Genomic DNA, 23,649 nt, shown 5'->3' with positions numbered 1-23,649 from the left:
CTCACGTCCTGCACGAACGGCCCGCTACTCCAGAACTGAGGGATCGACGAAGGCAGGAGCGAGAAAAGCTGAAGGCTGCCCAAGGCAGCCTTCAGCTATGAAACATGTTTACCGGACACTAGTGACGGTGCGGCCGGGGTCGCGGCCGTCCGGGTCTGCGAAGGTGCTGCGCAAGTCGGAATAGGTCAGGACGCGACGACCATTGTCACGCAGGCCGAGGCCAGGGTCATCGAGTTTGGGTGAAGTGGTCATGGCTTGCATGTCCACCAGTGGATTGTTGTTTTCGGTCGCGGGATGGGACTGCATTTCGCCCATGCCGGTCATGCCGCTGTGATCCATGCCCGCCATGTCGCCGCCCATGCTGCCGTGATCCATACCGCCCATGCCCATGTCATCCATGGTCACCAGTGGTCTCGGGTCTAGGGCAGGGATCGGCGCGGACAAACCCACCTTCGCCGCCAGCGTGCCGCGGGCGTAGCCGGTACGATCCATCGACTGGGCAAACAGGGTGTAGGCATCCTGGGTCGGCTCGACGATCACATCGAACGTCTCTGCCACCGCGATGCGAAACTCGTCGACGCTCACCGGTTTGACATGCAGGCCGTCCGCTGCGACCACCGTCATTTTCAGGCCGGGAATGCGTACGTCGAAGTAGGTCATGGTGGAGCCGTTGATAAAGCGCAGGCGCAGTTTCTCTCCGGGACGGAATACACCGGTCCAGTTCATGTCAGGCGCCTGGCCGTTCAACAAATAGGTGTAAGTCGCGCCGCTGACGTCGGCCAGGTCTGTGGGATTCATCTTCATTTCGGCCCACATCTTTCGATCTGCGACGGTGGAGCCCCAGCCTTTCTCGCTGACGTCGTGGATGAAGTCGCCCACGGTGCGCTTGTTGTAGTTGTAGTAATCCGACTGTTTTTTCAACGTCTTCATCAGGCCGACCGCGTCTTCGTCGGTCCAGTCGGTCAGCATCACCACATAATCGCGGTCGTACTCAAACGGCTCCGGCTCCTTCGCATCGATCACCAGCGGGCCGTAGACGCCTGACTGCTCCTGAAGCCCCGAATGACTGTGATACCAGTACGTGCCGTTCTGCCTGACCTTGAATTGATAGACATACATCCCACCGGGTTCGATGCCGTGAAAACTCAGCCCCGGTACGCCGTCCATGTTGGCCGGCAACAAGATGCCGTGCCAGTGAATGGAGGTATCGGCATTGAGTTTGTTCCTCACTCGCAGCGTAACCGTGTCGCCTTCGCGCCAGCGCAGCAGGGGGCCGGGAATACCGCCATTGATGGTCATCGCGGTGCGCCGGTTGCCGGTGATGTTGACCGGGGTTTCGCCGATGAACAGGTCAAAGTCGGTACCGGCCAGGACATTCGCCTCTCCCGGGCTGGTAATCGCCCAGACAGGAGTGCGCCATAGCCCGAGGCCGCCGAGAATCCCGGTGGCGGCGAGCCCCTTCACAAAGGTTCGTCTAGAAGTTTCAGGTCGCATGACGCTGTGTTCCCTGTCAGTCGGATGACGGAGCAATCAGGAGATGTTGCCACGTTTGATGAAGAGGGTAAGGGGGGCGACCTTTCAGAAGACTGAGCTGAAGATTACGGTTTTGTCAGATTCACCCGTGACCTCGAACTGGATCCTGTCATGCCAGATTTTGCGAATGTGGGCTTCACGCTTAAGTATCTTGACGTTGAGGTTCTCCTTGGCAATCGCTATGCAGATGAAGTCATAGGCGCGGAGCGAAGCCCTCAGGGGCCATACCCATCCTGATGGAAACGATCGGGGTGGCCCTTGGCGCAGTGGGTGCAAAAAGAGGTGGCGCATGACTTCAGTGACTGATTTTGCGCTACCTCATCATCAACGCGGCCAGTTCCCGTTCCCGCCGCGTGACGTCCTCTTCCACCGCCCGCACTTCGCGCATGTAAGCCTCGACGGCGGGAGGCAGCGAGCGTTCCTTGAGGGAGATAAAACCGTAATGCATATACGACGCCTGATCGTGGAGCGGCAGGGGTACGATCTCCCCCGCCAGCAACTCGCGCTCAAAGGCCGTCAACGTGCCGATTGCCAGCGCGTTGCTGTTCACCACGAATTGAACGATCTGCATGGGCACGTCAATTTCAATCGCCGGCACGAAATCGCCTGTCCCTGTGTCATAGGCACCGGCGCAGCCTAACGCCGCGCGCGGCAGAAGGCCGGCCAGGCGCGACGGAATACGCGACGCCACCCAAGGGTAATCGAGTGCTTGCGCCCGCTTCAGGGAGCGTTGCGCAAGCAGCGGATGCCCGGGTCGGCAAAACAGGCGCCCCTGGTGTTCACCCAACAGCTCGCAATTGAATTCTTTTTCGCCTTGCAACGCGCTGATTTCAGCGATCCCCAGATCCACCACACCGTTGGCGACCTGCTGCGCAACTTCTCGCCAACCGGCAACATGGGCCGTCACCTTGAGGTTGGGATGGCGGGCGTGCAACCGGGCAATGGCGCGATAGCCGCTGATGACACTGGGGTACGGCCCCAAGGCCACCTTGAGTGTGCCGATGTCGCCCACTGCCAGCAGGGCGATGTCTCGCCGAAGGTCCTCTTCGGCCATCAACAAGCGCTGGCTTTTGCCCTGCAGCACCTGGCCGAACGCCGTCAGGGTCACACCATCGCTGCGTCGATCGAACAGCGTAACGCCGAGCTCCTGTTCCAGCAGCTGGATACTTTTGCTCAGCGCAGGTTGCGAAACGCCCAACGCTTTGGCCGCCTGACCAAAATGGGCATGTTCGATCAGTGCCAGGAATTGACGTAGGCGGCGCGGGGTCATGTCATAACCTTAATGTTATCGATATCAAGTAAAACGGAATTTTTCGTAATCAAATGAATATGCTATTCCTTGCCGGGCGGGTCAAGACGAACAAGAGCAAACCCGCGCCATCAAGGCATCGATACTCTGGCGAAGGAACATTTCATGAACAACAAGACCCTCAGTTGCGCGCTGGCCATCGCACTGTCCACGGGCTTTAACCCCAGCATTTTTGCTGCTCAGACAACTGCCGTACCGGCCGCGATTGAGCATGTCGATAACCATTTCGACAACAAGGGCAAACCGCCCTCGACCTACACCGTCGAATTTCAGAAAGGTGTGCGCAACACGCTTCCTTTTGCAGACAAGCGCGATTTTGAAGAAGCCAGGAAAGGCTTCATCGCAGCGCCGGCCTACAACAAGATCATGGCCGATGCGGGGAACGTCGCCTGGAACATGGGCAGCTACGATTTCCTGCTCGCGGGCAAGGACTTCGACACGGTCAATCCCTCGTTGCAACGGCAGGCCGTGCTCAACATGGCCTATGGTCTGTATGAAGTGGTTCCGGACAGGATCTATCAGATCCGCGGCTTTGACCTGGCCAATATCACGTTCATCAAGGGCGACACCGGCTGGATCGTTTTCGACACCCTGACCTCGAAGGAAACCGCCAGGGCGGCGCTGGATTTCATCAATGAAAAACTGGGCAAGCGCCCGGTGGTGGCCGTGGTGATTTCTCACTCCCATGCGGACCACTTTGGCGGTGTCCGTGGCGTAGTCGAGGAAGCCGACGTGCGCAGCGGCAAGGTCGCGCTGATCGCCCCCGTGGGCTTCATGGAGCATGCGGTCGCTGAAAACGTATACGCCGGCAATGCCATGAATCGACGCGCGTTCTTTCAATACGGCCTGCTGTTGCCACGCAGTCCCTACGGTCATGTCGACATGGCGATCGGCAAAAACGCCGCCTCCGGCAACATCGGCTTGATCGAACCTAATCGATACATCGAAAAGGATTTTGAAAGCGTGACCATCGACGGGGTGCAAATGGAGTTCCAGAACACGCCAGGCACCGAAGCACCGTCGGAAATGAATACCTGGTTCCCGCAGTTCAAGGCGTTCTGGGCGGCCGAGAACGTCACCGGCACCATTCACAACATCTACACCCTGCGCGGTGCCTTGGTGCGCGATCCGCTGGTGTGGTCGAAGAACATCAACAACGCCCTGTATCGCTACGGTCAGCAGGCGGATGTGATGCTTGCCGCGCACAATTGGCCGCGCTGGGGCAATGAACGAATCCAGGAAGTGATGCGCGCGCAACGCGACGCCTATGCCAACCTGAACAACGCCGTCCTGCATGCGGCGAACCAGGGCGTCACCATCAACGAGATCCACAATGTCTACACGTTGCCCGAGAGCCTCAAGAACACTTGGGCGACGCATAGCTATCACGGCTCGGAAGAACACAACAGCCGCGCGGTAATCAACCGCTACCTGGGTTATTGGGATGCCAACCCGGCCACGCTGATGCCGCTGTCACCGAAGGATTCGGCTCCGCTGTACGTTGAAATGATGGGCGGGGCTGCAAAGATCATGGCCAAGGGCAAAGCCTTGTACGATCAAGGCAAATACCGTGAAGCCTATGAGATTCTCAATAAGCTGGTGTACGCCGAGCCGCAAAACACCCAGGCCAAGGACCTGCTGGCGGACGTCTATGAGCAGGTGGGCTATCAGAAGGAAAGTGCCGGCGTGCGCAACAGCTTCCTGGCGGCGGCCTATGAGTTGCGCAACGGCATGCCCAAGGGCCGGGCGCCAAGATCTGGCGGGCCGGACTTTATCCGCGCCATGAGCACGGAGTTGTGGCTCGAATATCTCGGCATCAGCCTGGATGGCAGCAAGGTTGCGGACTTGCATTTCGTCCTGAACCTCAAGACCCCGGACAATGGCGAACAATTCGTGGTGGAGCTGAGCAATTCAACGCTGACCAGCATCAAGGGCCAGCAGGCAAAAAAACCCGACCTGACCCTCACCCTCGATCGCTCGGCGCTTGAAGGCGTGATGGCCAGGCAGACCAGCTTCGATCAGCTCGTCGCGGACGGCAAGGCAACCTTTGAAGGCGATCGCAAACCGTTCGCCCAACTGATGGCCGCCATGACCCCATTCACCCCGGACTTTGAACTGCTGCCGGGGACGAAGCCGTAATGGCGATGGCGCGTTAGACAGTTAACCTGGCGCGTCTGTGGCTTGGACGCGCCTGTTAAACACCCGCTGGCTGGAAAGCTCCCGCCGCGTGAGCTTCCACTTGCCCCCTGTCGTCATCAAGGAAGGGCATAGAGGTTGAAAAACATTCGGGAGGTATCACTGACGCCTCCCAGATGTTTGTCATATTGGCGCTCAATCTCACCGCTGCGATACATCTCGCTTAGCGCGCTATCAACTAACAGTCGGAAGTTTTCATCATCTCGATCGAGCATCATCGAGGTTGTTGAGTACTCAAAGATGCGATCAAGCAGTATTAGATTTCCGGTGACGTATTTGTCGGTGAGCTCATGTTTGAGCATTGTACGTTCAGCGAAGAAAACATCTGCCTTGCCATCGGCAACACGCTTGAGGCCCGCGGCCGCGTCTTGCACCGTGACGAGTGTGGCGACCACGCCCAGGGATCGTATCTGTTGATTGATCCACTGCTCGGTGACGCCGCCAGCAATCGTGGCATACGTCATGTTGGCCAATGCGCGATTGACGTCTGTACGCCAGGTTGGGCCGGTTTTGACCACGTCGCCTTTCAGCACCCTGAGTAGCGCATTAGGCGCCTTTTTGTTGACCACGGCCGATAGGCCGGCCGTGTAGACAGGAATGGAGTAGCTGACTGTTTTTCGACGTTCCAGTGTTGCCGGCGTCGGGGTGCAGAGAATGTCGACTTTTCCAGTGCTGACGGCGCTGGTTTCTTCGCCCAATCCAACGGGCTGATAACGAACTTGTAGTGAAGGCAGGTTCAACTCGGTTTTCAGTGCGTTGAAGATGCCCTGACAGAGATCGATCGCATATCCGCTGGCCTTATCACCGTCCTGGGTACTGAACGGTGCGAAGTCAGGCACATACCCCAGCACTACCGAGTGACTGTTGCGCACCCGTTCAAGCGTGTCGGCTCCCGCGACGGCGGATACCAGGGAAAGCAGGCAGACAAGAAGCAGGTGGGCGGCTTTAATCGGTTGAGCGCTCATTCCTCTTTCTCCCGTCAGGTGTTTCTTCTGATCGGCAAAGATCCATCCTTCAGATGTCTTCGGGTGAAATCACCCACACGCTGCAGGGCATCTTGTACAGCAGATGTTCCACAGTGCTGCCAACCAAACGCTCCATGGCGCCGTGGCCGACGCGCCCCATGACAATGACATCAGTGTCATAGGCCCCGACATAGCTGGAAAGCACCTTGGCCGGATTGCCCATGATCATGTGCTGGCGCTCCGGCCCAATACCGTTGCGCTGAGAAAGCTCGCGGAACGCTTCAGCTTGCGCATCGAAAAGGGTTTTGGCTTTGCTCGAAGAAAAAAATGCCGAACCATTACTGAAGCCAAATTCATCTGCGCTGATCGATGAAAGATCGTGGGCGTAGACCACGTCGAGCTCGGCGTTGCAAATGGCGGCCAGTTTTGACGCCTCGCGCAAAATCCTGTCGTTGAAATCTGCATACTGGTCATCACGATGAAAAGGGTCGACTGCAGCGACGATTTTGCGCGGCAAAGCATGGTGCATATGGCTGACAAAATGCAGCGGCACCTTGCATTCACGCAACAAGTGGATATCCAGTGGAGTAAACATCAGGCGTGATAGCAGGGACTCATGTTCGAGTGCCTTGATCAATACGGCCATCGGTTGTTCCTTGAGATGGATGAGGATTTCCTGCAAGGGCCTCTCCACCCAGACCACTTCCGTGGTGACGTGAACGCCAATTTTGCGCAGTGGTCTAGCCTGGTCCTCAAGCCATTGGCGATGGCGCTCGACATAACCCAGCCGCATCTGTTCCAGCGCCTGTTCGTTGACCATTCCAGCCGTCGCCAGCCCTTCGAGGTAATCGAACGCTACGATGTGCAGTGCCGCGTCCGAAGCCTTGGCCAATGCGGCGGCCCGGTCGAAGGCAGGGCTGTTTTCCATCAACGGTGAAACGATCAGCATGAAACGTGATTGATCAGACATGACGGATCTCCGGTCGGTAATCGCGCGTTGGCTTGCCCCAAATAACCGAGGCCTTGGGCAGTTGAACCTTGCAATCATGGTGCTTGCGGCCGGGAGGGTGGACTTGATCTTTGTCAAATGAGAGGGGGACGGACGCTATCGCTCGACGTGCGGTTGCCCAAAGCCGCGTCCAGTGAAGAATTAGTTGACCATTATCAATCCTTCTCCTGTCACGGCGGTGCAGTCTTTGGATTGCGTGCTGGTGCCGGACGCCATTGCCAATTTGTGCCCGATTGCGCACGGGGTGATTCTCGTTGTCGGATGGAGGTATTTATGTTCATTGATATCACGGAGAAACCCGCCAGCCATTGTTGGGGCGTGTGCATTGATGCCCTGGAAGTGAATTTCAATAGCCTGGCGCAAGCGCAGGCATTCGTTGATCAGCTCAAGGCACGTATCGAAGCCCCCCATGTCTGGCCGAATGCTCGAGACTCGGCAGCCCGTGCCAGCCGAATACCGCAGGCTCGCACCGATCTCGTGTAGTCAGCAGGACGTGGGCCAGCACGGGGCCGGGCTTGTGCAGGTGACAACCCAATGAATGAAACCTTCGGGATGGCGGGTGCCGCTGCTGCGCTGGGAATTGGCATGCTCATCGGCCTTGAGCGCGAACGGCACAAAGGGCAGGAGGAGAACCGTGCGTGTGCCGGTTTGCGCACCTATGCGATCACTGCATTGCTGGGTTATGTGGCGATGCAGCTCGGTGGCAACCTGCTGATAAGCATCGTCGCGATCATCCTCGGCGTGCTCTTCACCGTAGCGTACTGGCGCAGCGTTGGCGACGATCCCGGTGTGACCAGTGAAGTGGCCCTGCTCAGTGTCCTGATACTGGGTGGGCTGTGTGGTGCCTGGCCGACGCTGGCGATTGCCATTGGCGTGGCCATTGCGGGATTATTGGCCTATCGACAGAAATTGCACTACTTCGCCCGCAGTCAATTGACCGATGCCGAGCTGGGTGACGGCCTGATCCTGCTGACCGCTGCGCTGGTCGTGCTGCCCTTGGCGCCGGATCGTTTTATCGGGCCCTACGCTGCGATCAATTTGCGCACCATTTGCACACTGACCGTGTTGCTGATGGCAGTGGGGGCGATTGGGCATATTGCAGTGCGTACCCTGGGTATCCGCTACGGTTACCCCATCAGCGCCATTGCCTCCGGGTTTGCCTCCAGCGCCGTGACGATCGCCGCCATGGGCCATCTCGTCGCCCGGCAGCCCGACGACATAAAGCTCCTGAGCGCGGCCGCGATCCTGTCCAACATGGCCACCGTTACCCAGGTCGGCCTGATCCTGGGGGCGGTCGACACCGGTCTGCTTCGCCACATGTGGGGGCCCCTGATCGGCGGCGCTGTCGCGGCAGCGTTATATGGCTTGTGCCTGATGCTCCCCAAGCCGACGGCCGGCGCCAACCAGCCGATCAAGGTCGGAGGTGCGTTCAACCTCAAACTGGCCCTGATCGTCACGTTGGCCATGACCGGTATCACCTTTGTTTCTTCCATGATGCTTAGCCATTTTGGCCAGCTGGGGGTCATGCTCACCGCCACGATCTCGGGTTTTGCCGATGCACATTCCTCGACGGCGTCGATTGCCACGTTGGCCAAGTCCGGCCGTTTACCGTTCGACGCTATTGTCGGGCCCCTGTTGATAGCGATCAGCAGCAACTCTGTCAGCAAATGCGTGGTGGCGTGGGTCAGCGGCGGACGTCGTTTCGCCGCCTACGTGATTCCGGGCCAGGTGTTGCTGACACTGGCAATGTGGGCGGGGATGAGCCTGAACTGACGGACATCGTGCGTATCACTGACAAATATCAAGGGGGCGCAACAACAATCGATCAATCTGAGCATCTACTACCGGATTGAAATGGCCGTGCGCCGAGGTGCCCCATGTCGCAGACTCAACGTTTACTCCTGATCGCCCCTTCAGCCATGAAGCATACCCCGGCGTTCGACCGGGCCGCGGCGTTGGCGCAGGCGATGCATTTGCCGTTGCACATCGTGGCATTCGACTATTCACAGGCGTTGGCGGTCGCCGGGTTGTTTGCCCCGGAACAATTCAGCCTGGCGCGGGATGGCTATCTGCAAACTCATCGGCAATGGCTCGCGGATCAGGCCGGATTGATGAGCAAGCATGGCGTCGAGGTCACCAGCGAGGTGGTGTGGGTACAGGATCCTTATGCAGAGATCCTCAACTTTATCAACGAGATGCCACTGACGCTGATCATCAAGGACGCCCATGAAGAATCGGCGCTCAAGCGCGTGTTTTTCACGCCGCTGGATTGGCAACTGCTGCGTGATTGCCCGGTGCCGGTGCATCTGGTGACCACGCCGCTGAATCCGCGGCCGCGTCATGTGCTGGCCATCATCGATGTAATGCGCGATGAGGATCAGGACCGGGTGTTCAACGACCACATTATCGACGCAGCGGCGAAACTGGCCGCGATCTGCGATGCCGATCTTGACCTGCTGCATGTGTATGACTGGACGGTTGTATATGCCCAGGACATGGGCTTTGGCGCATTGCAACTGGCTAACGGGGTGTATGAAATGTTGGGAACGGCTCAGCAGGAGGCTTTTGCGGCCATCGCTGAACGCCACGGCGTGCCTGTGCAGCATCGTTTCTTCAGGGAAGGCGCGCCCGTGCCCAGTATCTGTGAGTTTGCCGCCGAACACCGCACCGATGTCATTGTCATGGGCACGGTGCAGCACAAGGGTTTGAGCAAGTTGCTGGGCACCACGGCCGAGCACCTGCTGCATCAGGCACCGTGCAGTGTATTGGCGATCAAGCCGCGACAAATGCTGCAATCCTGATGTGGGGAACGCCCCGCGATGCGCCGTTGGCCGAGACATCGCGGGGCGACTTTTCTACAGGTGAAGACGATGGATGACCTGGCGGCTGTCGTCGGGATCACACTGCGTCTCGAAGCCAAGTGCCTTGGCCAGGTCGCGCATGGGCGCATTACTGGCGGCGTCCACGGAATACATCTGGCGAAAGCCGTTGCGGCGGGCGGCCTCGATCAAATGCGTCATCAGCAATGTGCCCAGGCCCAGGTGCGTCCACAGATCGGCGACCGTGACGGCGCATTCACATTCATGTTCCCCGGTGGCCGCATAACGACTGACGCCAACCTCGATCAGTTGCCCGTTATCGTGGACCAGGGCGATATAGGCCACGCGCTGTTTGTTGTCGGTGTCCATCAATTGGTTGAGCATCGTCGTGCCGGGCTCGTTGATCTGTGCGAGAAAACGCATGTGCCTGGATTCGGGAGACAGCCGCTTGATGAAGTCATATTCACGGTCGCGGTCCTGTTCCGTCAGTGGCCGGATCAACACGTGGCGGCCGTCCCTGAGTGCTTCAATCCAGTATTGGCCATCGACGGCGGCATAGGCGGCTGCAGCCCGATCATTGTGGTCTTTGACGGTGAGCATGGGGTATTCCTCCAGTGCAGTTTCAAGGACGTGCGGGCGGCAAAAAATCCGCGCTCGAGTTCTTTTTACCCTGCTGTCCAGGTTGGAATTTGATCTGGATCAGAGACAGGCGTCAGGCGCGTCAGTGCGTGCGGGTTGATTTACATCAAGCACGCGAGAGGGATCAGGGCGCAGTGTTGAAGCATGCCGGCGAGTGATGACCGGGATCGAATGGAGGTGTGTGATGAGTCAATATCAACGGTTGCTGCTGATCGTCGATCAAAACCTGCAACGCTCTCCCGCCGAACAGCGTGCCGTCGCGCTGGCCAAGGCCGCCGGCGCAGTCCTGGATGTACGGGTGTTTGCCGAACCGGTGCCAGTGGTTCATTTGTGGGCCGAGAAAGTCGACGACACAGAGCATCAACGCTATATGCGTCGCTACCGCCGCTGGGAGGCCGAAGAGCTCGATCGGCTCAACGATATGGGGCTGGATGTGACAGTCAAAGCCGTCTTCACCACCCATCCGTTGCTGGACATACTGAAAACGGTCGAGGATCTGAAGCCCGATTTGCTGATCAAGGATGTCAGCCTTGAACCGGTGCTCAAGCGAGTATTCATCACGCCACTCGATTGCCACCTGTTGCGTGAGTGCCCGGTCCCCGTGCACTTGGTCAACCATGTCCGCTACAGCTTGCCGCATCGAATCGTGGCAGCCGTGGACCCCTTCGATCCAGCGACTCAAATCAGCGGCTTGAATGACACCATCATCCAGACCGCCAATGCCCTGGCCTTGCAATGCGACGCGCCGTTACACCTGCTGTACGCCTATGACCTGTCACCCCTCTTCAACAGCGATGCGCCACTGGCCGGGGGAGGGTGGGGCGTGGACGTTATCGAGGAGCTGCGTCAGTCCTTGCACCAGGCGTTCGTGACATTGGCGGAGCGCTACGGCGTGCCGCCGGAACGACGCCATTTCGTCATGGGGTTGCCTGTGCCGGTGATCAGTGAGTTCGTCGAGGAGTATTTGGCTGACGTGGTGGTGATGGGCACTGTGCATCGGGTTGGGATCGACCGGCTGATCGGCAGCAATACCGAGCGGGCGCTGTACTCGGTGCCAGGGAGCATCCTGGCGGTCAGGCAGCGCGTCAGGGTATGAGTACGATTGCGCCGTTGAACTGCCCGCTCCGCAACCGTTCCAGCGCTTGATTGGCATCGTCCAGGGCAAAACAGGTGACGTCAGAGTGAACGGGCGTGTGCTGCAGTGCCTCGAAAAACGCTGTGCCATCTTCACGGGTCAGGTTGGCGACCGATCGAACGCTGCGCTCGCCCCACAACAGCCGATAGGGAAAGGCGGGAATGTCACTCATATGGATGCCGGCGCAAATCACGCAGCCTCCCTTGACGGTGACCGCCAGTGCCAGTGGCACCAAGGCACCAACCGGGGCGAAAATCAGGCTGGCATCGAGCAGATGCGGCGGAGGCTGATCCGAGGGCCCGGCCCATTCGGCACCCAGCGACCGGGCATAAGCCTGGCCTTCGCTGTCGTCTGGACGGGTGAAGGCGTACACCTTCTGTTTACGTCCACGGGCGATCTGAATGGCCAGGTGTGCCGCCGCGCCAAAACCATAGAGGCCCAGATGGTGGGCGCCTCGGGCCATTTGCAGGGCCCGAAAGCCAATCAGCCCGGCGCACAGCAGCGGTGCGGCCTGGGTGTCGGAAAGTGCCTCAGGGATCGGGAAGCAAAAGCGTGCGTCGGCTACGGTGTACTCGGCATACCCTCCGTCCAGATGGCAGCCGGTGAACCGGGCCTTATCGCAGAGGTTTTCTCGTCCCGAACGGCAGAATACGCAGTGCCCGCAGGTCCAGCCCAGCCAGGGCACGCCTACCCGCCGGCCAATCCACTCGGCAGCGACGTCGGCACCGACGGCCGTGACTTCGCCGACAATTTCATGCCCCGGCACGCGTGGCAGCCTCGCTTGGGGCAATTCGCCATCCACCAGGTGCAGATCGGTGCGGCACACGCCGCACGCCAGGACCTTGATCAGCAGCTGCTGTGAGTCGGGCGTGGGAATGGGGCGCTCTTGCAATTGCAGTGACTGGCCGGGGCGATGCAGGACCATGGCACGCATGAACACACTCCAGGCGGCAGGTTTCAACTCAGGTGACGATGACAGCCCACTATCAGTTGCTTGAGTCCATCCATGTTCTGAATGTTGACGTCGCGGCCGGTTATTTCCACCAAACCTTGGTCACGCAGGTGAGCGATGCCCCGACAGACGGTTTCAAGGCGCAGGCCCAGATAAGAGCCGATTTCCTCCCGGCGCATTTTCAGCACGAAATTGCGCGACGAATAACCACGGGAATTCAAGCGTTGCGACATATTCAGCAAAAAAGCGGCCAACCGTTCGTCCGAGTTCATGTTGCCCAGCATCATCATCATGTCGTGATCACGCACGATTTCCCGGCTGAGGATTTTGTTCAGGTTGTGCTGCAATGAAGGCAACTCTCGGGCAAGTTTTTCCAGGTGGGCAAAATGGATGGGGCAGACCTCGCTGTCCTCCAGGGCAACCGCATCGCAGGTATGCTGATCTGTGCTGATGGCGTCCAGGCCGAGCATTTCACCTGGAATCTGAAACCCGGTGACCTGCTCGCGACCGTCGATGGAAAGCACGCTGGTCTTGAATGAACCCAATCGCACGGCATACAGCGAACGCAATGGGTCGCCTGCGCGGTAGAGTGCCGAACCTTTCTTGACCTTCAGCCGTTGAATGATCAGCGTGTCCAGGCGCTCGATTTCCGCACCGGTCAAGCCTAACGGCAGACACAGTTCCAATACGCTGCAACTGGAGCACGCCGTTTTGAGATGTTGATCGCGATACGATCGAGTTTCAGTCACGTGGAAGCCCTCGATATCAGCCTATTGAGCATAGTGTCTATTGCCGCTGGGCGTTGAGAATGGACGCCCGGAACTGAGTGATCAGACGAATGGACCCTGATCCGGCTTTGTTACAAAAAAGTATCAGAGCAGTGGAAACTTGAGGTAAATCAAGTCTGAACGCTTGCAGACCCACAGAATCAACCTATTGATCGGTGTACGGGATACGGCTGGAGAATTGCGATGAGCGACTGTCTGAGTACCGAGCAACTGGAAGGGCTGGATGCCTATTGGCGGGCGTCCAATTACCTGGCGGTCGGGCAGATTTATCTCAAGGACAACCCGTTGCTGAAGGAGCCCCTGGCCCTGGCGCACATCAAGCCACGGTTATTGGGCCATTGGGGCACGACGCCGGGGTTGAACCTGATCTACACGCACCTCAACCGGTTGATCAAGCAGCACGACCTGAACATCTTGTTCATCGCCGGTCCCGGCCATGGCGGGCCGGCGGTGGTGGCGCAGACTTATCTGGAAGGCACTTTTACCGAGTGCTATCCCTCGGTAGAGCGCAACAGTAATGGCTTGGTCCGTCTGTTTCGGCAGTTTTCCTGGCCGTACGGCATTTCCAGCCATGTATCGGCGCAAATACCAGGGTCGATTCATGAGGGCGGCGAACTGGGATATAGCCTGGCCCATGCCTACGGTGCGGCGTTCGATAACCCCGACTTGATCGTCGCTTGCGTGATCGGTGATGGCGAGGCCGAAACGGGGACGCTGGCGGCCAGTTGGCACTCCAACAAGTTCCTCAACCCCGCGCGTGACGGCGCGGTGCTGCCAATCCTGCATCTGAACGGCTACAAAATCGCCAACCCCACGGTGCTCTCCAGAATCAGCGAGGACGAGCTGTCGGCGCTGATGTATGGCTATGGCTACGATCCCTATTTTGTCGAAGGCGATGACCCCATGGCGGTGCATCAGGCGCTGGCCAGGACACTGGACACGATAACCCTCAAGATTGCCGAGATTCAGCGCGTTGCGCGCCAGCATCCGCAGGATGAGCCATCGGAGCGCCAACTCTGGCCGATGCTGGTACTGCGCACGCCCAAGGGCTGGACCGGGCCGAAGTTTGTCGACGGTCATCGGGTCGAGGGGACTTGGCGGGCGCATCAGGTCCCTCTGGCCGATTTCCGCCAGGCGCTGCACCTGCGCCAGCTGGAGGAATGGCTCAACAGTTACCGACCTGATGAACTTTTCGATGCCAACGGCACCTTGCTCCCCGAGCTGGCCGCCCTGGCGCCCACCGGACAGCGGCGCATGAGCGCCAATCCCCATGCCAATGGCGGCCTGTTGTTGCGCCCCTTGAACCTGCCGCGTTTTACCGACTATGCGGTGAAGTTTGACGCCCCCGGCACCCTGCGGGCCGAAGCGACACGGGTCATGGGCACCTACCTGCGCGACGTCATGAAAAACAACCTGGGCGCCAGCAACTTTCGGTTGTTTGGCCCGGATGAAACCGCCTCGAACCGACTCGATGCGGTCTATGACGTCAGTGCCAAGGCGTGGATGGACCCGCTGGAGCTTGAGGACCTCAATCTGGCGGCCGATGGCCGTGTGATGGAAATTCTCAGTGAACAAGTGTGCGAGGGTTGGCTCGAAGGGTATCTGCTGACGGGACGCCATGGGTTGCTGTCCTGTTACGAGGCCTTTATCCACATCGTCGATTCGATGGTCAACCAGCATGCCAAATGGTTGAAAACCGCCGCCGAGGTGCCATGGCGTAAACCGATCGCCTCGCTGAATTTTCTGCTGACGTCCCATGTCTGGCGCCAGGACCATAATGGTTTCTCCCACCAGGACCCGGGCTTCATCGATCTGGTGGCGAATAAAAAGTCGGACGTGGTGCGTATCTACCTGCCGCCCGACGCCAATTGCCTGCTCTCGGTGGCTGACCACTGTCTCAAAAGCCGTGACTACATCAACGTCATCGTCGCCGGTAAACAACCGGAATGGCAGTGGCTGGAAATCGACGCGGCCCTGCGCCATTGCCAGGCGGGTATCGGCCGATGGGACTGGGCCTGCCACGAGGACGACGACCCGGACGTCGTGATGGCCTGCGCCGGCGACGTGCCAACCCTGGAAACCCTGGCCGCAGTGACTTTGTTGCGCGAGTACGTACCGGATTTGCGGGTGAGGGTGATCAATGTCGTCGACTTGATGGTGCTTCAGCCTTCCTTCCAGCATCCCCATGGTTTACCGGACACGGCATTCAACGAACTGTTTACCGTCGACAAACCGGTCATCTTCGCCTTCCATGGCTACCCCGCGCTGATTCACCGGTTGATTTACAAGCGCACCAATCATGAGAATTTTCATGTGCGCGGCTTCATTGAGGAGGGCGCGACCACGACGCCGTTCGACATGGCAGTGCTCAACAACCTGGATCGTTTTCGGCTGGCGCTGGACGTCATCGAGCGGGTGCCCCGGTTGCACGATCAGTTGCAGGACGCGCGCTCACGCTATTGGTCGATCCTGGAAAAACACAAGCTCTACCTCATTGAGCATGGACAGGACATGCCCGAGATCCTCAACTGGCAATGGACACCGAGAGTAACCAACTGACTGGAGGTCGGCGACAAAACGATTACTTGCGCTTCCAGTACTTCTGCATTTCAAGGAACAGAAAGGATGCGGTCCACGTGATCAGCACCAACCCGGTCAGGGCCTGCAAGCCGGTCAAATACTTGAGGTTGCCCACCGGTGAAATATCGCCGAAGCCGATCGTCGTGTAGGTCGTGAAGGAAAAGTAAACGCAGTCCATCAGCGTACCGTCGAAGTTGCCCGTCAGGCCGCCCCATTGGCCGGAGTGCACCATCAGGTAATAAACCAGCGCGAAGCACCAGACCTCTACCGCATGGGCCAACAGGGCGCCAAATACCCCGACGACAATTCTGAAGCGGCTCCACAGCTTGAGCCGAGGCAGCCAATCGTTCAAGCGCAACAGACATTCGTAATGGATCACTACGACGATGATGACCACCAGCGTATTGATCAGCGTGACTGCCAGCATGGATGACTCCGTTTTTACGGGGTATTTAAGAAGAATCGGGACCACGCTGTACAGGTATGAGCGCTGGAAAGTCTTCGGGTGACAAGGTTTCCTTTTCAAGCAACAGATGGGCACCGGCGTCCAGATCGGCTCGACGACTTTCGAGCAAAGCCTTGGCTCGTCCATAGGCTTCATCGAGCAGGGCGCGAATACCCAGGTCGACTTCCCTGGCAGTCTGTTCCGAATAGTCTTTATCACCCAGCGCCGGCATGCGTTCACCCAGGTACGTGATGTTTTGTCGCTCCAGCACGGACTGACCGAGCTCGGCGCTCATGCCAAACCGGGTGATCAATTGTCGGGCAATATCCGTCGCGTGGGCCAGGTCATCGGCAGCTCCAGTGGAAATCTGGCCATAGGCTAGGTATTCGGCAGCGCGCCCGGCCATCAGGACGACGATCCGGTCCTTGAGCATCTGGCAACTGATCAGGAAGTGATCTTCGGTTGGACGCTGCAGGGTATACCCCAGCGAGCCAATCGCGCGAGGCACAATGGACACTTTGTGCACCGGATCCATGGCCGGAAGACTGCTGGCAGCCAGGGCATGCCCCATCTCATGATACGCCACCACCTGGCGTTCCTCGGGACGCAGCACACTGCTCTTGCGTTCAATCCCGGCAACGATGCGTTCCACGGCGGCCGTAAAGTCGTCGAGACCGACCGCTTGCGCTCCACGACGGGTGGCGACGATGGCGGCCTCGTTGACCAGATTGGCAAGGTCAGCACCGGTAAAGCCGGTGGTGAGGTCGGCAATCTGTTCGGCATTGATCGCGGGTTCCACAGTGATTTTTTGCAGATGGACCTTGAGGATGGCCTGGCGGCCTTTTCGGTCGGGGCGATCGATCAGCACCTGCCGATCGATCCGTCCGGCCCGCAGCAGTGCCGGGTCGAGAATCTCTGGCCGGTTAGTCGCGGCCAGCAGCACGACGCCCTCACGGGGATCGAACCCGTCCAGTTCTGACAGTAATTGATTAAGGGTCTGCTCTTTTTCGTCATTGCCGCCAAACGCACCGACGCCGCGCATTTTGCCCAGTGCATCCAGTTCGTCGATGAAAATGATGCAAGGTGCCGCCTGGCGCGCCTGTTCGAACAGGTCATGCACTCGGGCGGCGCCTACGCCCACGAACATTTCGACAAACTCGGACCCCGATATCGAGAAAAAAGGCACGCCGGCTTCACCGGCGATGGCTTTGGCCACGAGGGTCTTGCCGGTTCCCGGAGGGCCGACCAACAAAGTGCCTTTGGGGATATGCGCCCCCAGGCGTGAGTATTTGGCTTTGTCCTTGAGGAAAGAGACGATTTCCACCAGTTCGGCCTTGGCCTCATCGATGCCGGCCACATCGGCAAAGGTCACGCCGGTCTCGCGCTGCACAAATACCTTGGCCCGGGACTTGCCGATGCTCATCAATCCTCCGACACCTTGCTTTTCCGCCAGCCCGCGAAACAGGAAATGCCAGATCACCATGATCAGGACAAAGGGCAGCAGCAAGCCCAGCAGGCCATTGAGCAACGTGTTTTCGTTGACCCCCGTGAATCCGACGCCCGAACGACCCAGTTCCGTTGCTAACGCCGGATCCACCCGCACCGTGGAAAACTGGTTGTGCCCGTTGATAGGCTCTTGCAGTTTGCCGCTGATCTGATCTTTCTCGACCCGTAGATCGCTGACCTTCTGCTCGTTGAGCAATTGCACAAATTGACTGTACGGAATGCTTTGCACGACATTGCGTTCGAAAAACAGAATTTGAACCAGGGTCAGCACGACAAACGCTATCGCGAAGTAGGACAGGTTCCATTGGTGATTCTTTTTCATGGACGTGGCTCTGCGTCGTGGCATCGACCAGGGACGAACGATGATGGCCGGTCAGCCTTTTTCTACGCCTGGGCGCAGGAAAATCGTTGAGGTAAATCAACAATCTCTCCATGAGCACGGGAGGGGCGTACGGCCAGCGATTTGTTTGACAAAAATCAGTGCTCCCAATGTGTACCGCCCGATACTTGGGTCACTGCATTTGCGGTGAACGTTTCAGGGAGAGGCACGTGATGCTCAAACTCAAACGCATTCTGTTGATAGCCCCCGGCGAAATGACCCTTACCCCGGCGTTTGAGCGTGCCTATGCACTGGCCTGCGCGACCGGTGCCTTTTTGCATATTGTCGCGTTCGATTATGTCCCGGCACTGGCGGTGGCGGGTCTGCTCGACCATGATGCGATGGCCCAGGCGCGGGAAGGGTATCTGCAAGTGCATCGGCAGTGGCTGGAGCAGCAAGCCCGCTTCAAACGATGCATCGGCATGCAGGTGACCACCGAAGTAGTCTGGGCCAGATCGAGCCTGACGCACGTGCTTGAGTACGTGAATGACTTTCATCCGGATCTGGTGATCAAGGATACTCATTACGTGCCGGCACTCGACCGCGCCTTTCATCGACCATTGGACTGGCACTTGCTGCGCGCATGTCCTGCGCACTTGCACCTGGTGACCAGTGCCGCGCACCCCAAGCCGTTGAAAATCCTCGCAGCGATCGATCTGTCCCATCTGGAAGAGCTGACGCAGGGCCTCAATGACCGAATACTCGATGTGGCGTCTACGTTGGCGGCAAGCAGTGGTGCAGTGCTGCACGTACTCAACGTCAGCCATTGGTCTGTGATGAGCGATGCACCGTTGAGCGTGCCGATAGACAGTCTTGATGGCAGTTTGAGGGACGCGATCGAAGATGCGCAGCAAGAAGCCTTCGAAGCGCTTGCTGAGCGCTATTGCATAAAAGAAACGTGCCGACACTCGCTGACCGGTATCCCCCACAAGGTCATCGTGCTTTTCGCGCAGCAGAATGCATTCGACGTGGTGGTGTTGGGCACCGTTTATCACTACGGCAAAGACCCGTTCATTGGCAGTACTGCTGAGCGTGTATTGAACAGGGCCCCGTGCAGTTTGATGATCGTCAAGCCATCACCCCCACCAGACTGAAAGGGGCACTGTCGCTCACAGTTGATAAAAATCAACTTGCCGTGGACCAAAAGGCGCGATCAATAGCGCTCCCCTGCAAGCGCAAGGAAACGGCCATGCGAATCACATTTCTGGGTGCCGCGGGCACGGTCACGGGCAGCAAGTACCTGCTGGAGCATCGTAACCAACATGTGTTGATCGATTGCGGTCTGTTCCAGGGCTACAAGCAACTGCGATTACACAACCGTGACCCGTTCCAGCTTCCGGTCAACGACCTCGACGCCATCGTGCTGACCCATGCCCATCTTGATCACAGCGGCTATCTGCCCGTGCTGGTGCGCAATGGTTATCGCGGCCCGGTCTATGCCACGCCAGCGACCTGTGAGCTGGTGAAAATCCTGCTGCTGGACAGTGGCCGGTTGCAGGAAGAAGAGGCTGAGTTCGCCAACCGGCATGGCTTTTCAAAGCACAGCCCGGCATTGGCGCTTTACACCGAGCAAGATGCTGAGCATGCACTGAAGTTGTTACGGCCAGTGGAGCTGAACCACAGTGTCCAGATTGTCCCGGACATGACCATTGAGCTGCGGGGCGCCGGGCACATTCTGGGGGCCGCGACGGTGGAAGTGATTGCCGACGGCCAGACCTTGGTGTTTTCAGGGGATTTGGGCAGACCTGACGATCCTTTGATGTTCGCGGCGCAAACCGTCGAACAGGCGGATTACCTGCTGGTGGAGTCGACTTACGGCGACCGTAGACATCCAGACGAATCGCCGCAACAGCAGTTGGCTGAGGTCATCACCCGTACCGCGTTGCGCCGGGGCATCACGCTGGTGCCATCGTTCGCGGTGGGACGCGCCCAATTGCTGATGTACCACCTTTATCAGTTGAAACGCCAACGTGCGATACCTGACATTCCCATCTACCTGAACAGCCCGATGGCCACCGACGTCACGGGCCTGTACCAGCGGTTTCGCAGCGAGCACAGGTTATCCCTGGAGGACTGCGAGGGTATGTGCCATGTGGCGCAATTCGTCCGCACGGTCGAGGATTCGAGAGCGCTTGATCAGCAACGCACCCCGGCGGTCATTATCGCCGCCAGCGGCATGGCGACCGGAGGGCGCGTTGTCCACCACCTCAAGGCGCTGGCTCCCAATCCCCTTAATACGCTGTTGATGCCGGGCTTTCAGGCCGGTGGCACTCGGGGGGCACAAATTGTAGCGGGCTCTCGAACGGTGCGCATCCATGGCAAGGAGGTGCCGATAAACGCTGAGGTGGTGCCGATGCAAACCCTGTCGGCGCATGCTGACGCCGATGAAATCATGCAGTGGTTGCGTGGCTTCAAGCGCCCGCCCAAGCACACATTTGTGGTGCATGGCGAGCCAAACGCATCGGATGCGCTGCGCCGCCGTATCAGCCTGGAACTTGGGTGGTCGGTGTCGGTGCCGGAGTATCGCGATAGCGTCGACCTCACCCCCGGAGTCGAATCATGAGCCAGTATCGACGGTTGTTACTCATCATCCACCTTGCCTTGGGTCATTCTCCGGCCATCACCCATGCTGCGGCGTTGGCCCGGGCCAGTGGCGCGAGGTTGCATATCGCGGCCCTGGTTCCATCGTTGAAATTGTTGTCGCTGCTCGAAGAAAGCGACCGGGAAAAGGCCCGGGAACGTTACCTGCAGGACCATCGCGATTGGCTGAAGGATCAGGAAAAACTACTGCGCGGCAAAGGGATCGACGTGACCTGCGAGGTGGCCTGGGCTGATGAAATGAAGCAAGGCATTCTGGAATACGTCGCAGAATTACAGCCCGACCTGTTGATCAAGGAAATCCAACAGGAATCCGTGCTCAAACGCGCGCTCTTCAACTCGCTGGACTGGCGCCTGCTGCACCAGTGTCCTGTACCGGTTTATCTGGTCGGCGGGACCGGTCACGCCTTGCCCCGCAAGGTGGTGGCGGCAGTGGACGTGTCGGCTGGCGAATCTGGGCACAGCGAACTCAATGGCCGCATCATTCAACAGGCCTCCAGCCTGGCCATCCAGTGTGATGCCGAATTGCACCTGCTCTATGCCCATGAAATGTCAGAGGACTACCTGGAAGAGTTGAGCGATAGCTTGAAGCTGTCAGCGTTGAGTAAAGGGGTGCGCAAAGCGTTGGAAAAGTCGTTTCTTGCATTCGCCAGGCAATACGGTGTGCCCGCCGACCGCCGGCATTTCGTCTTGGGTCACCCCGTCACGGCACTCAGTGAATTTGCCAGCCAGAATCATGTGGATGTGATTGTGATGGGCAGAGCCCAGTACCAAGGCCTGGAGCACCCTCTGGGCAGTACGACCGAACATATCCTGTATCAAGTGCCCTGCAGCGTACTGGCGGTTTGAAGTCGTCTCGGGGTTCCGCTCGCCTGGTGGGGCGGGCGAATGCTCAGGCAGGATCAAAGGCAGCATTTTCCGCCAGCAAGGCGGCGGTCAGGGCCGTGCTGTCGAGTATCTGCAGGTGACGCGTGGCACAGTCAGGCGGCAGGCGAAACGGCGGCACGGAGTCAGCGATCGCAATGTGTTCAAAAAGAGGCCGGTCGAACAGCCGACTGCCTGCGGTAAACAAACCATGGGTAGCGGCTGCGAACAGTCGGGCGGCACCCGCCGTTTGGCAGGCGAGGCCGGCATGCGTCAGCGTTTCACCCGTGCTGATCAGGTCGTCGAAAACAATGGCTGTCTTGCCTGAGACTTCACCGATCAAGAGAGTGCCCGTCAGCGTGGCGTGATCGCGGTGCTTTTCCATCAGGGCACTGCCAACCGGACGCCCCAGTTGCCGTTCCAGGGCTTGTCGAAACTGCTCGGCGCGCTTGCTACCCCCTGAGTCGGGGGAGACCGCAACCACTTCGGCGTCGCCGACCAGCCCGGCGAAATGCCCGGCGAACAATTCGGTGCACTGCAGGTTCCTGGTTGGAATGCGAAAAGCGTTGTCAAACGCTGCCGGATTGTGCACGTCCAGGGCGATCAGGCGATCCACGCCACTGGCTTCAATAAGGGCGGCTACATAACGCGTTATGGTCGGGTCCTGAGGCTGGTTGCGGCGATCCTTGCGCCCGTAGCACAAGTAGGGCGTCACCACTTGCACATGACGAGCGTCGGCATCCTTGAGCGCACCGCAGAAGAACAGCAAGCGACACAGCTTATCGTTTGCGCTGTGTTGGCCATCCCCATACAAGGAATGGAACACCACGACGTCACGACCGCCAACCGGATCCAGCGGGCGGCATTTATGTTCGCCGTCTTCGTAGTCACGCTCTTCGTGGCGTGCCAGTTGGCAACCAAGCCGTTGAGCGACGCGGCCGGCGTAGGTTTCAGTGCCTTTGAGGGCAAAAAGAAGCGGGGGCAGGGTCAGCATGCAGTGGCTCCTTGGAGGCAGGATATGACATGCGTCTTACCTGAAACTTCGAAAAGAAAGCGCATGTACCGTGACCTCGGAGGCAACCGCCGGATGAAGGTGTATTCACGCTCAGCTTACGCCAATCCTGATGCACTGGCGTACAAGGGTCGTGGTCAAGCGACCGAAGAACAAACCCCCCGGCCGGTTTCCCGGCAGGGGGCAGGTGCGCGGTCAATCGGCCTTGATCGGCACGACCTTGTCGGCCTTCATGGCTTCGGGCTTTTTCGGCAACGAGATGCTCAGCACGCCTTTGCTGAAACTCGCTTCGATCTTCTCGGCATCGACCCCTTTGGGCAGGCTGAACGTGCGCTCGAAGGAACCATAGTGACGTTCGCTAAGATGATAGCCCTTACTTTTCTCTTCCTTGTCCTCTTTCTTTTCCCCCTTGATGATCAGGTTGCCGTTGGACAGTTTGAGCTCGATGTTCTTTTGATCCATGCCGGGGAGTTCGGCAGTGATTTCGAAGCTCTTGTCTTTCTCGGTGATGTCCACGGCAGGCAGGCCATGGCCGCTCAGTTCGCGCCGCCAGAAGGGTTCGACATCAAACAACCCACGGCTGAAGGGCGATAGCCCAGAACCGCGATTGAACTCGTCGAACAGGTGATCGACCTGTTGCCGCAGTTTTTCCAGGGGCCGCCAAATGTCTGAGGTCGCTGGATGCTGGCTTGATTTGTCTTCGGTCTGGATCGGCATTTTTTTCACGGAATTGCTCATTTTTCACGACTCCTCTTGGTTAAAGGGCAGGCTCAAAACAGTCCGTACACCCGTCCGCCCTGAAAAAATCAACCCGGCGCTGACCTTCCAAAGCCAGCGTCATTCACCCCATGCGATGGTGCGAACGCTGACTCTAATGTCCATGGGAATGCCCAAAAGTCGCTTGATATAAATCAGAAAGA

19 protein-coding genes and 1 pseudogene are annotated in these 23,649 nt (G+C 58.6%); 9 read left to right on the top strand and 11 right to left on the bottom strand.

Going from position 1 to position 23,649, the window contains the following annotated elements:
• Positions 1-123: 123 nt before the first annotated feature.
• Both CGA21_RS21900 and CGA21_RS21895 read right to left on the bottom strand, forming a co-directional pair.
• Positions 124-1,494, bottom strand: a pseudogene (locus CGA21_RS21900) (copper resistance system multicopper oxidase); the annotation flags it as partial.
• 352 nt (positions 1,495-1,846) lie between these two features.
• Positions 1,847-2,803 (bottom strand): LysR family transcriptional regulator, encoded by a 957-nt coding sequence (locus tag CGA21_RS21895; RefSeq protein ID WP_188265024.1) that lies wholly within the window; start codon positions 2,801-2,803, stop codon positions 1,847-1,849.
• 144 nt (positions 2,804-2,947) lie between these two features.
• On the opposite strand from CGA21_RS21895, the gene CGA21_RS21890 reads away from it, so the two are divergent.
• Positions 2,948-4,981 carry an alkyl/aryl-sulfatase gene (locus CGA21_RS21890; RefSeq protein ID WP_033044949.1) on the top strand — a complete coding sequence of 678 codons (2,034 nt, stop codon included), beginning with the start codon at positions 2,948-2,950 and terminating at the stop codon, positions 4,979-4,981.
• Positions 4,982-5,097: 116 nt separating this feature from the next.
• On the opposite strand, the gene CGA21_RS21885 is transcribed toward CGA21_RS21890, so the two are convergent.
• Positions 5,098-6,003, bottom strand: coding sequence for an amino acid ABC transporter substrate-binding protein (locus CGA21_RS21885; protein WP_188265023.1), 906 nt, complete (start codon positions 6,001-6,003; stop codon positions 5,098-5,100).
• A 49-nt stretch (positions 6,004-6,052) separates the two neighbouring features.
• Positions 6,053-6,973: a universal stress protein gene (locus CGA21_RS21880; protein WP_083348577.1), complete on the bottom strand. Its 921-nt coding sequence runs from the start codon at positions 6,971-6,973 to the stop codon at positions 6,053-6,055.
• A 312-nt stretch (positions 6,974-7,285) separates the two neighbouring features.
• Here CGA21_RS21880 and CGA21_RS21875 point away from each other — a divergent pair, with 312 nt between their 5' ends.
• The 3 genes from CGA21_RS21875 to CGA21_RS21865 all read left to right on the top strand — a co-directional run bounded on the left by CGA21_RS21875 (position 7,286) and on the right by CGA21_RS21865 (position 9,813).
• The gene (locus CGA21_RS21875; RefSeq protein ID WP_083348578.1) at positions 7,286-7,495 is read left to right on the top strand and encodes a hypothetical protein; all 210 of its coding nucleotides are present in this window, start codon (positions 7,286-7,288) and stop codon (positions 7,493-7,495) included.
• Between the two features lie 51 nt (positions 7,496-7,546).
• Complete coding sequence (locus CGA21_RS21870; protein WP_188265022.1) at positions 7,547-8,785, top strand: MgtC/SapB family protein; 1,239 nt, start codon at positions 7,547-7,549, stop codon at positions 8,783-8,785.
• Between the two features lie 104 nt (positions 8,786-8,889).
• Positions 8,890-9,813, top strand: coding sequence for a universal stress protein (locus CGA21_RS21865; RefSeq protein WP_151141288.1), 924 nt, complete (start codon positions 8,890-8,892; stop codon positions 9,811-9,813).
• A 54-nt stretch (positions 9,814-9,867) separates the two neighbouring features.
• Here the strand turns inward: CGA21_RS21865 and CGA21_RS21860 are convergent, their stop codons facing one another.
• On the bottom strand, positions 9,868-10,431 hold the full coding sequence (locus CGA21_RS21860; RefSeq protein ID WP_020800316.1) for a GNAT family N-acetyltransferase: 564 nt from the start codon (positions 10,429-10,431) through the stop codon (positions 9,868-9,870).
• 223 nt (positions 10,432-10,654) lie between these two features.
• On the opposite strand from CGA21_RS21860, the gene CGA21_RS21855 reads away from it, so the two are divergent.
• Positions 10,655-11,566, top strand: a complete 912-nt coding sequence (locus tag CGA21_RS21855; RefSeq protein ID WP_020800315.1) for a universal stress protein — start codon at positions 10,655-10,657, stop codon at positions 11,564-11,566.
• Here the strand turns inward: CGA21_RS21855 and CGA21_RS21850 are convergent.
• Positions 11,556-12,539, bottom strand: a complete 984-nt coding sequence (locus CGA21_RS21850; protein WP_033044944.1) for a zinc-dependent alcohol dehydrogenase family protein — start codon at positions 12,537-12,539, stop codon at positions 11,556-11,558. The two genes, CGA21_RS21855 and CGA21_RS21850, sit on opposite strands and share 11 nt — an antisense overlap.
• Positions 12,540-12,562: 23 nt before the next feature.
• Positions 12,563-13,306 (bottom strand): fumarate/nitrate reduction transcriptional regulator Fnr, encoded by a 744-nt coding sequence (gene fnr, locus CGA21_RS21845; protein WP_188265021.1) that lies wholly within the window; start codon positions 13,304-13,306, stop codon positions 12,563-12,565.
• Positions 13,307-13,528: 222 nt separating this feature from the next.
• Between fnr and CGA21_RS21840 the strand changes: the two genes are divergently transcribed.
• The gene (locus CGA21_RS21840) at positions 13,529-15,904 is read left to right on the top strand and encodes a phosphoketolase (RefSeq protein WP_188265020.1); all 2,376 of its coding nucleotides are present in this window, start codon (positions 13,529-13,531) and stop codon (positions 15,902-15,904) included.
• 22 nt (positions 15,905-15,926) lie between these two features.
• Here CGA21_RS21840 and CGA21_RS21835 read toward each other — a convergent pair whose 3' ends face one another.
• Together CGA21_RS21835 and ftsH are read right to left on the bottom strand one after the other, a co-directional pair.
• Positions 15,927-16,352, bottom strand: coding sequence for a potassium channel family protein (locus tag CGA21_RS21835; RefSeq protein WP_020800311.1), 426 nt, complete (start codon positions 16,350-16,352; stop codon positions 15,927-15,929).
• A 25-nt stretch (positions 16,353-16,377) separates the two neighbouring features.
• Complete coding sequence (gene ftsH, locus CGA21_RS21830) at positions 16,378-18,198, bottom strand: ATP-dependent zinc metalloprotease FtsH (RefSeq protein ID WP_188265019.1); 1,821 nt, start codon at positions 18,196-18,198, stop codon at positions 16,378-16,380.
• A gap of 230 nt (positions 18,199-18,428) precedes the next feature.
• Here ftsH and CGA21_RS21825 point away from each other — a divergent pair, with 230 nt between their 5' ends.
• The 3 genes from CGA21_RS21825 (at position 18,429) to CGA21_RS21815 (ending at position 21,702) form a co-directional block, all read left to right on the top strand.
• The gene (locus CGA21_RS21825) at positions 18,429-19,349 is read left to right on the top strand and encodes a universal stress protein (RefSeq protein ID WP_188265018.1); all 921 of its coding nucleotides are present in this window, start codon (positions 18,429-18,431) and stop codon (positions 19,347-19,349) included.
• Positions 19,350-19,444: 95 nt separating this feature from the next.
• Positions 19,445-20,818 (top strand): MBL fold metallo-hydrolase RNA specificity domain-containing protein, encoded by a 1,374-nt coding sequence (locus CGA21_RS21820; RefSeq protein ID WP_188265017.1) that lies wholly within the window; start codon positions 19,445-19,447, stop codon positions 20,816-20,818.
• A complete protein-coding gene (locus CGA21_RS21815; RefSeq protein WP_188265016.1) occupies positions 20,815-21,702 on the top strand; it encodes a universal stress protein in 888 nt (295 codons plus the stop codon). The genes CGA21_RS21820 and CGA21_RS21815 overlap by 4 nt, the downstream gene beginning before the upstream one ends.
• A 43-nt stretch (positions 21,703-21,745) precedes the next feature.
• On the opposite strand, the gene CGA21_RS21810 is transcribed toward CGA21_RS21815, so the two are convergent.
• Positions 21,746-22,711: a ribose-phosphate diphosphokinase gene (locus CGA21_RS21810; protein WP_188265015.1), complete on the bottom strand. Its 966-nt coding sequence runs from the start codon at positions 22,709-22,711 to the stop codon at positions 21,746-21,748.
• A gap of 213 nt (positions 22,712-22,924) precedes the next feature.
• Positions 22,925-23,467, bottom strand: coding sequence for an Hsp20/alpha crystallin family protein (locus CGA21_RS21805; protein ID WP_110754569.1), 543 nt, complete (start codon positions 23,465-23,467; stop codon positions 22,925-22,927).
• Positions 23,468-23,649 lie beyond the last annotated feature (182 nt).

It is taken from the genome of Pseudomonas sp. PSB11 (assembly GCF_014596605.1).
GTDB classification, from domain to species: domain Bacteria; phylum Pseudomonadota; class Gammaproteobacteria; order Pseudomonadales; family Pseudomonadaceae; genus Aquipseudomonas; species Aquipseudomonas umsongensis.
Note: the sequence above shows the minus strand (reverse complement) of the source record. Positions and strands in the feature narration are given on the sequence as shown.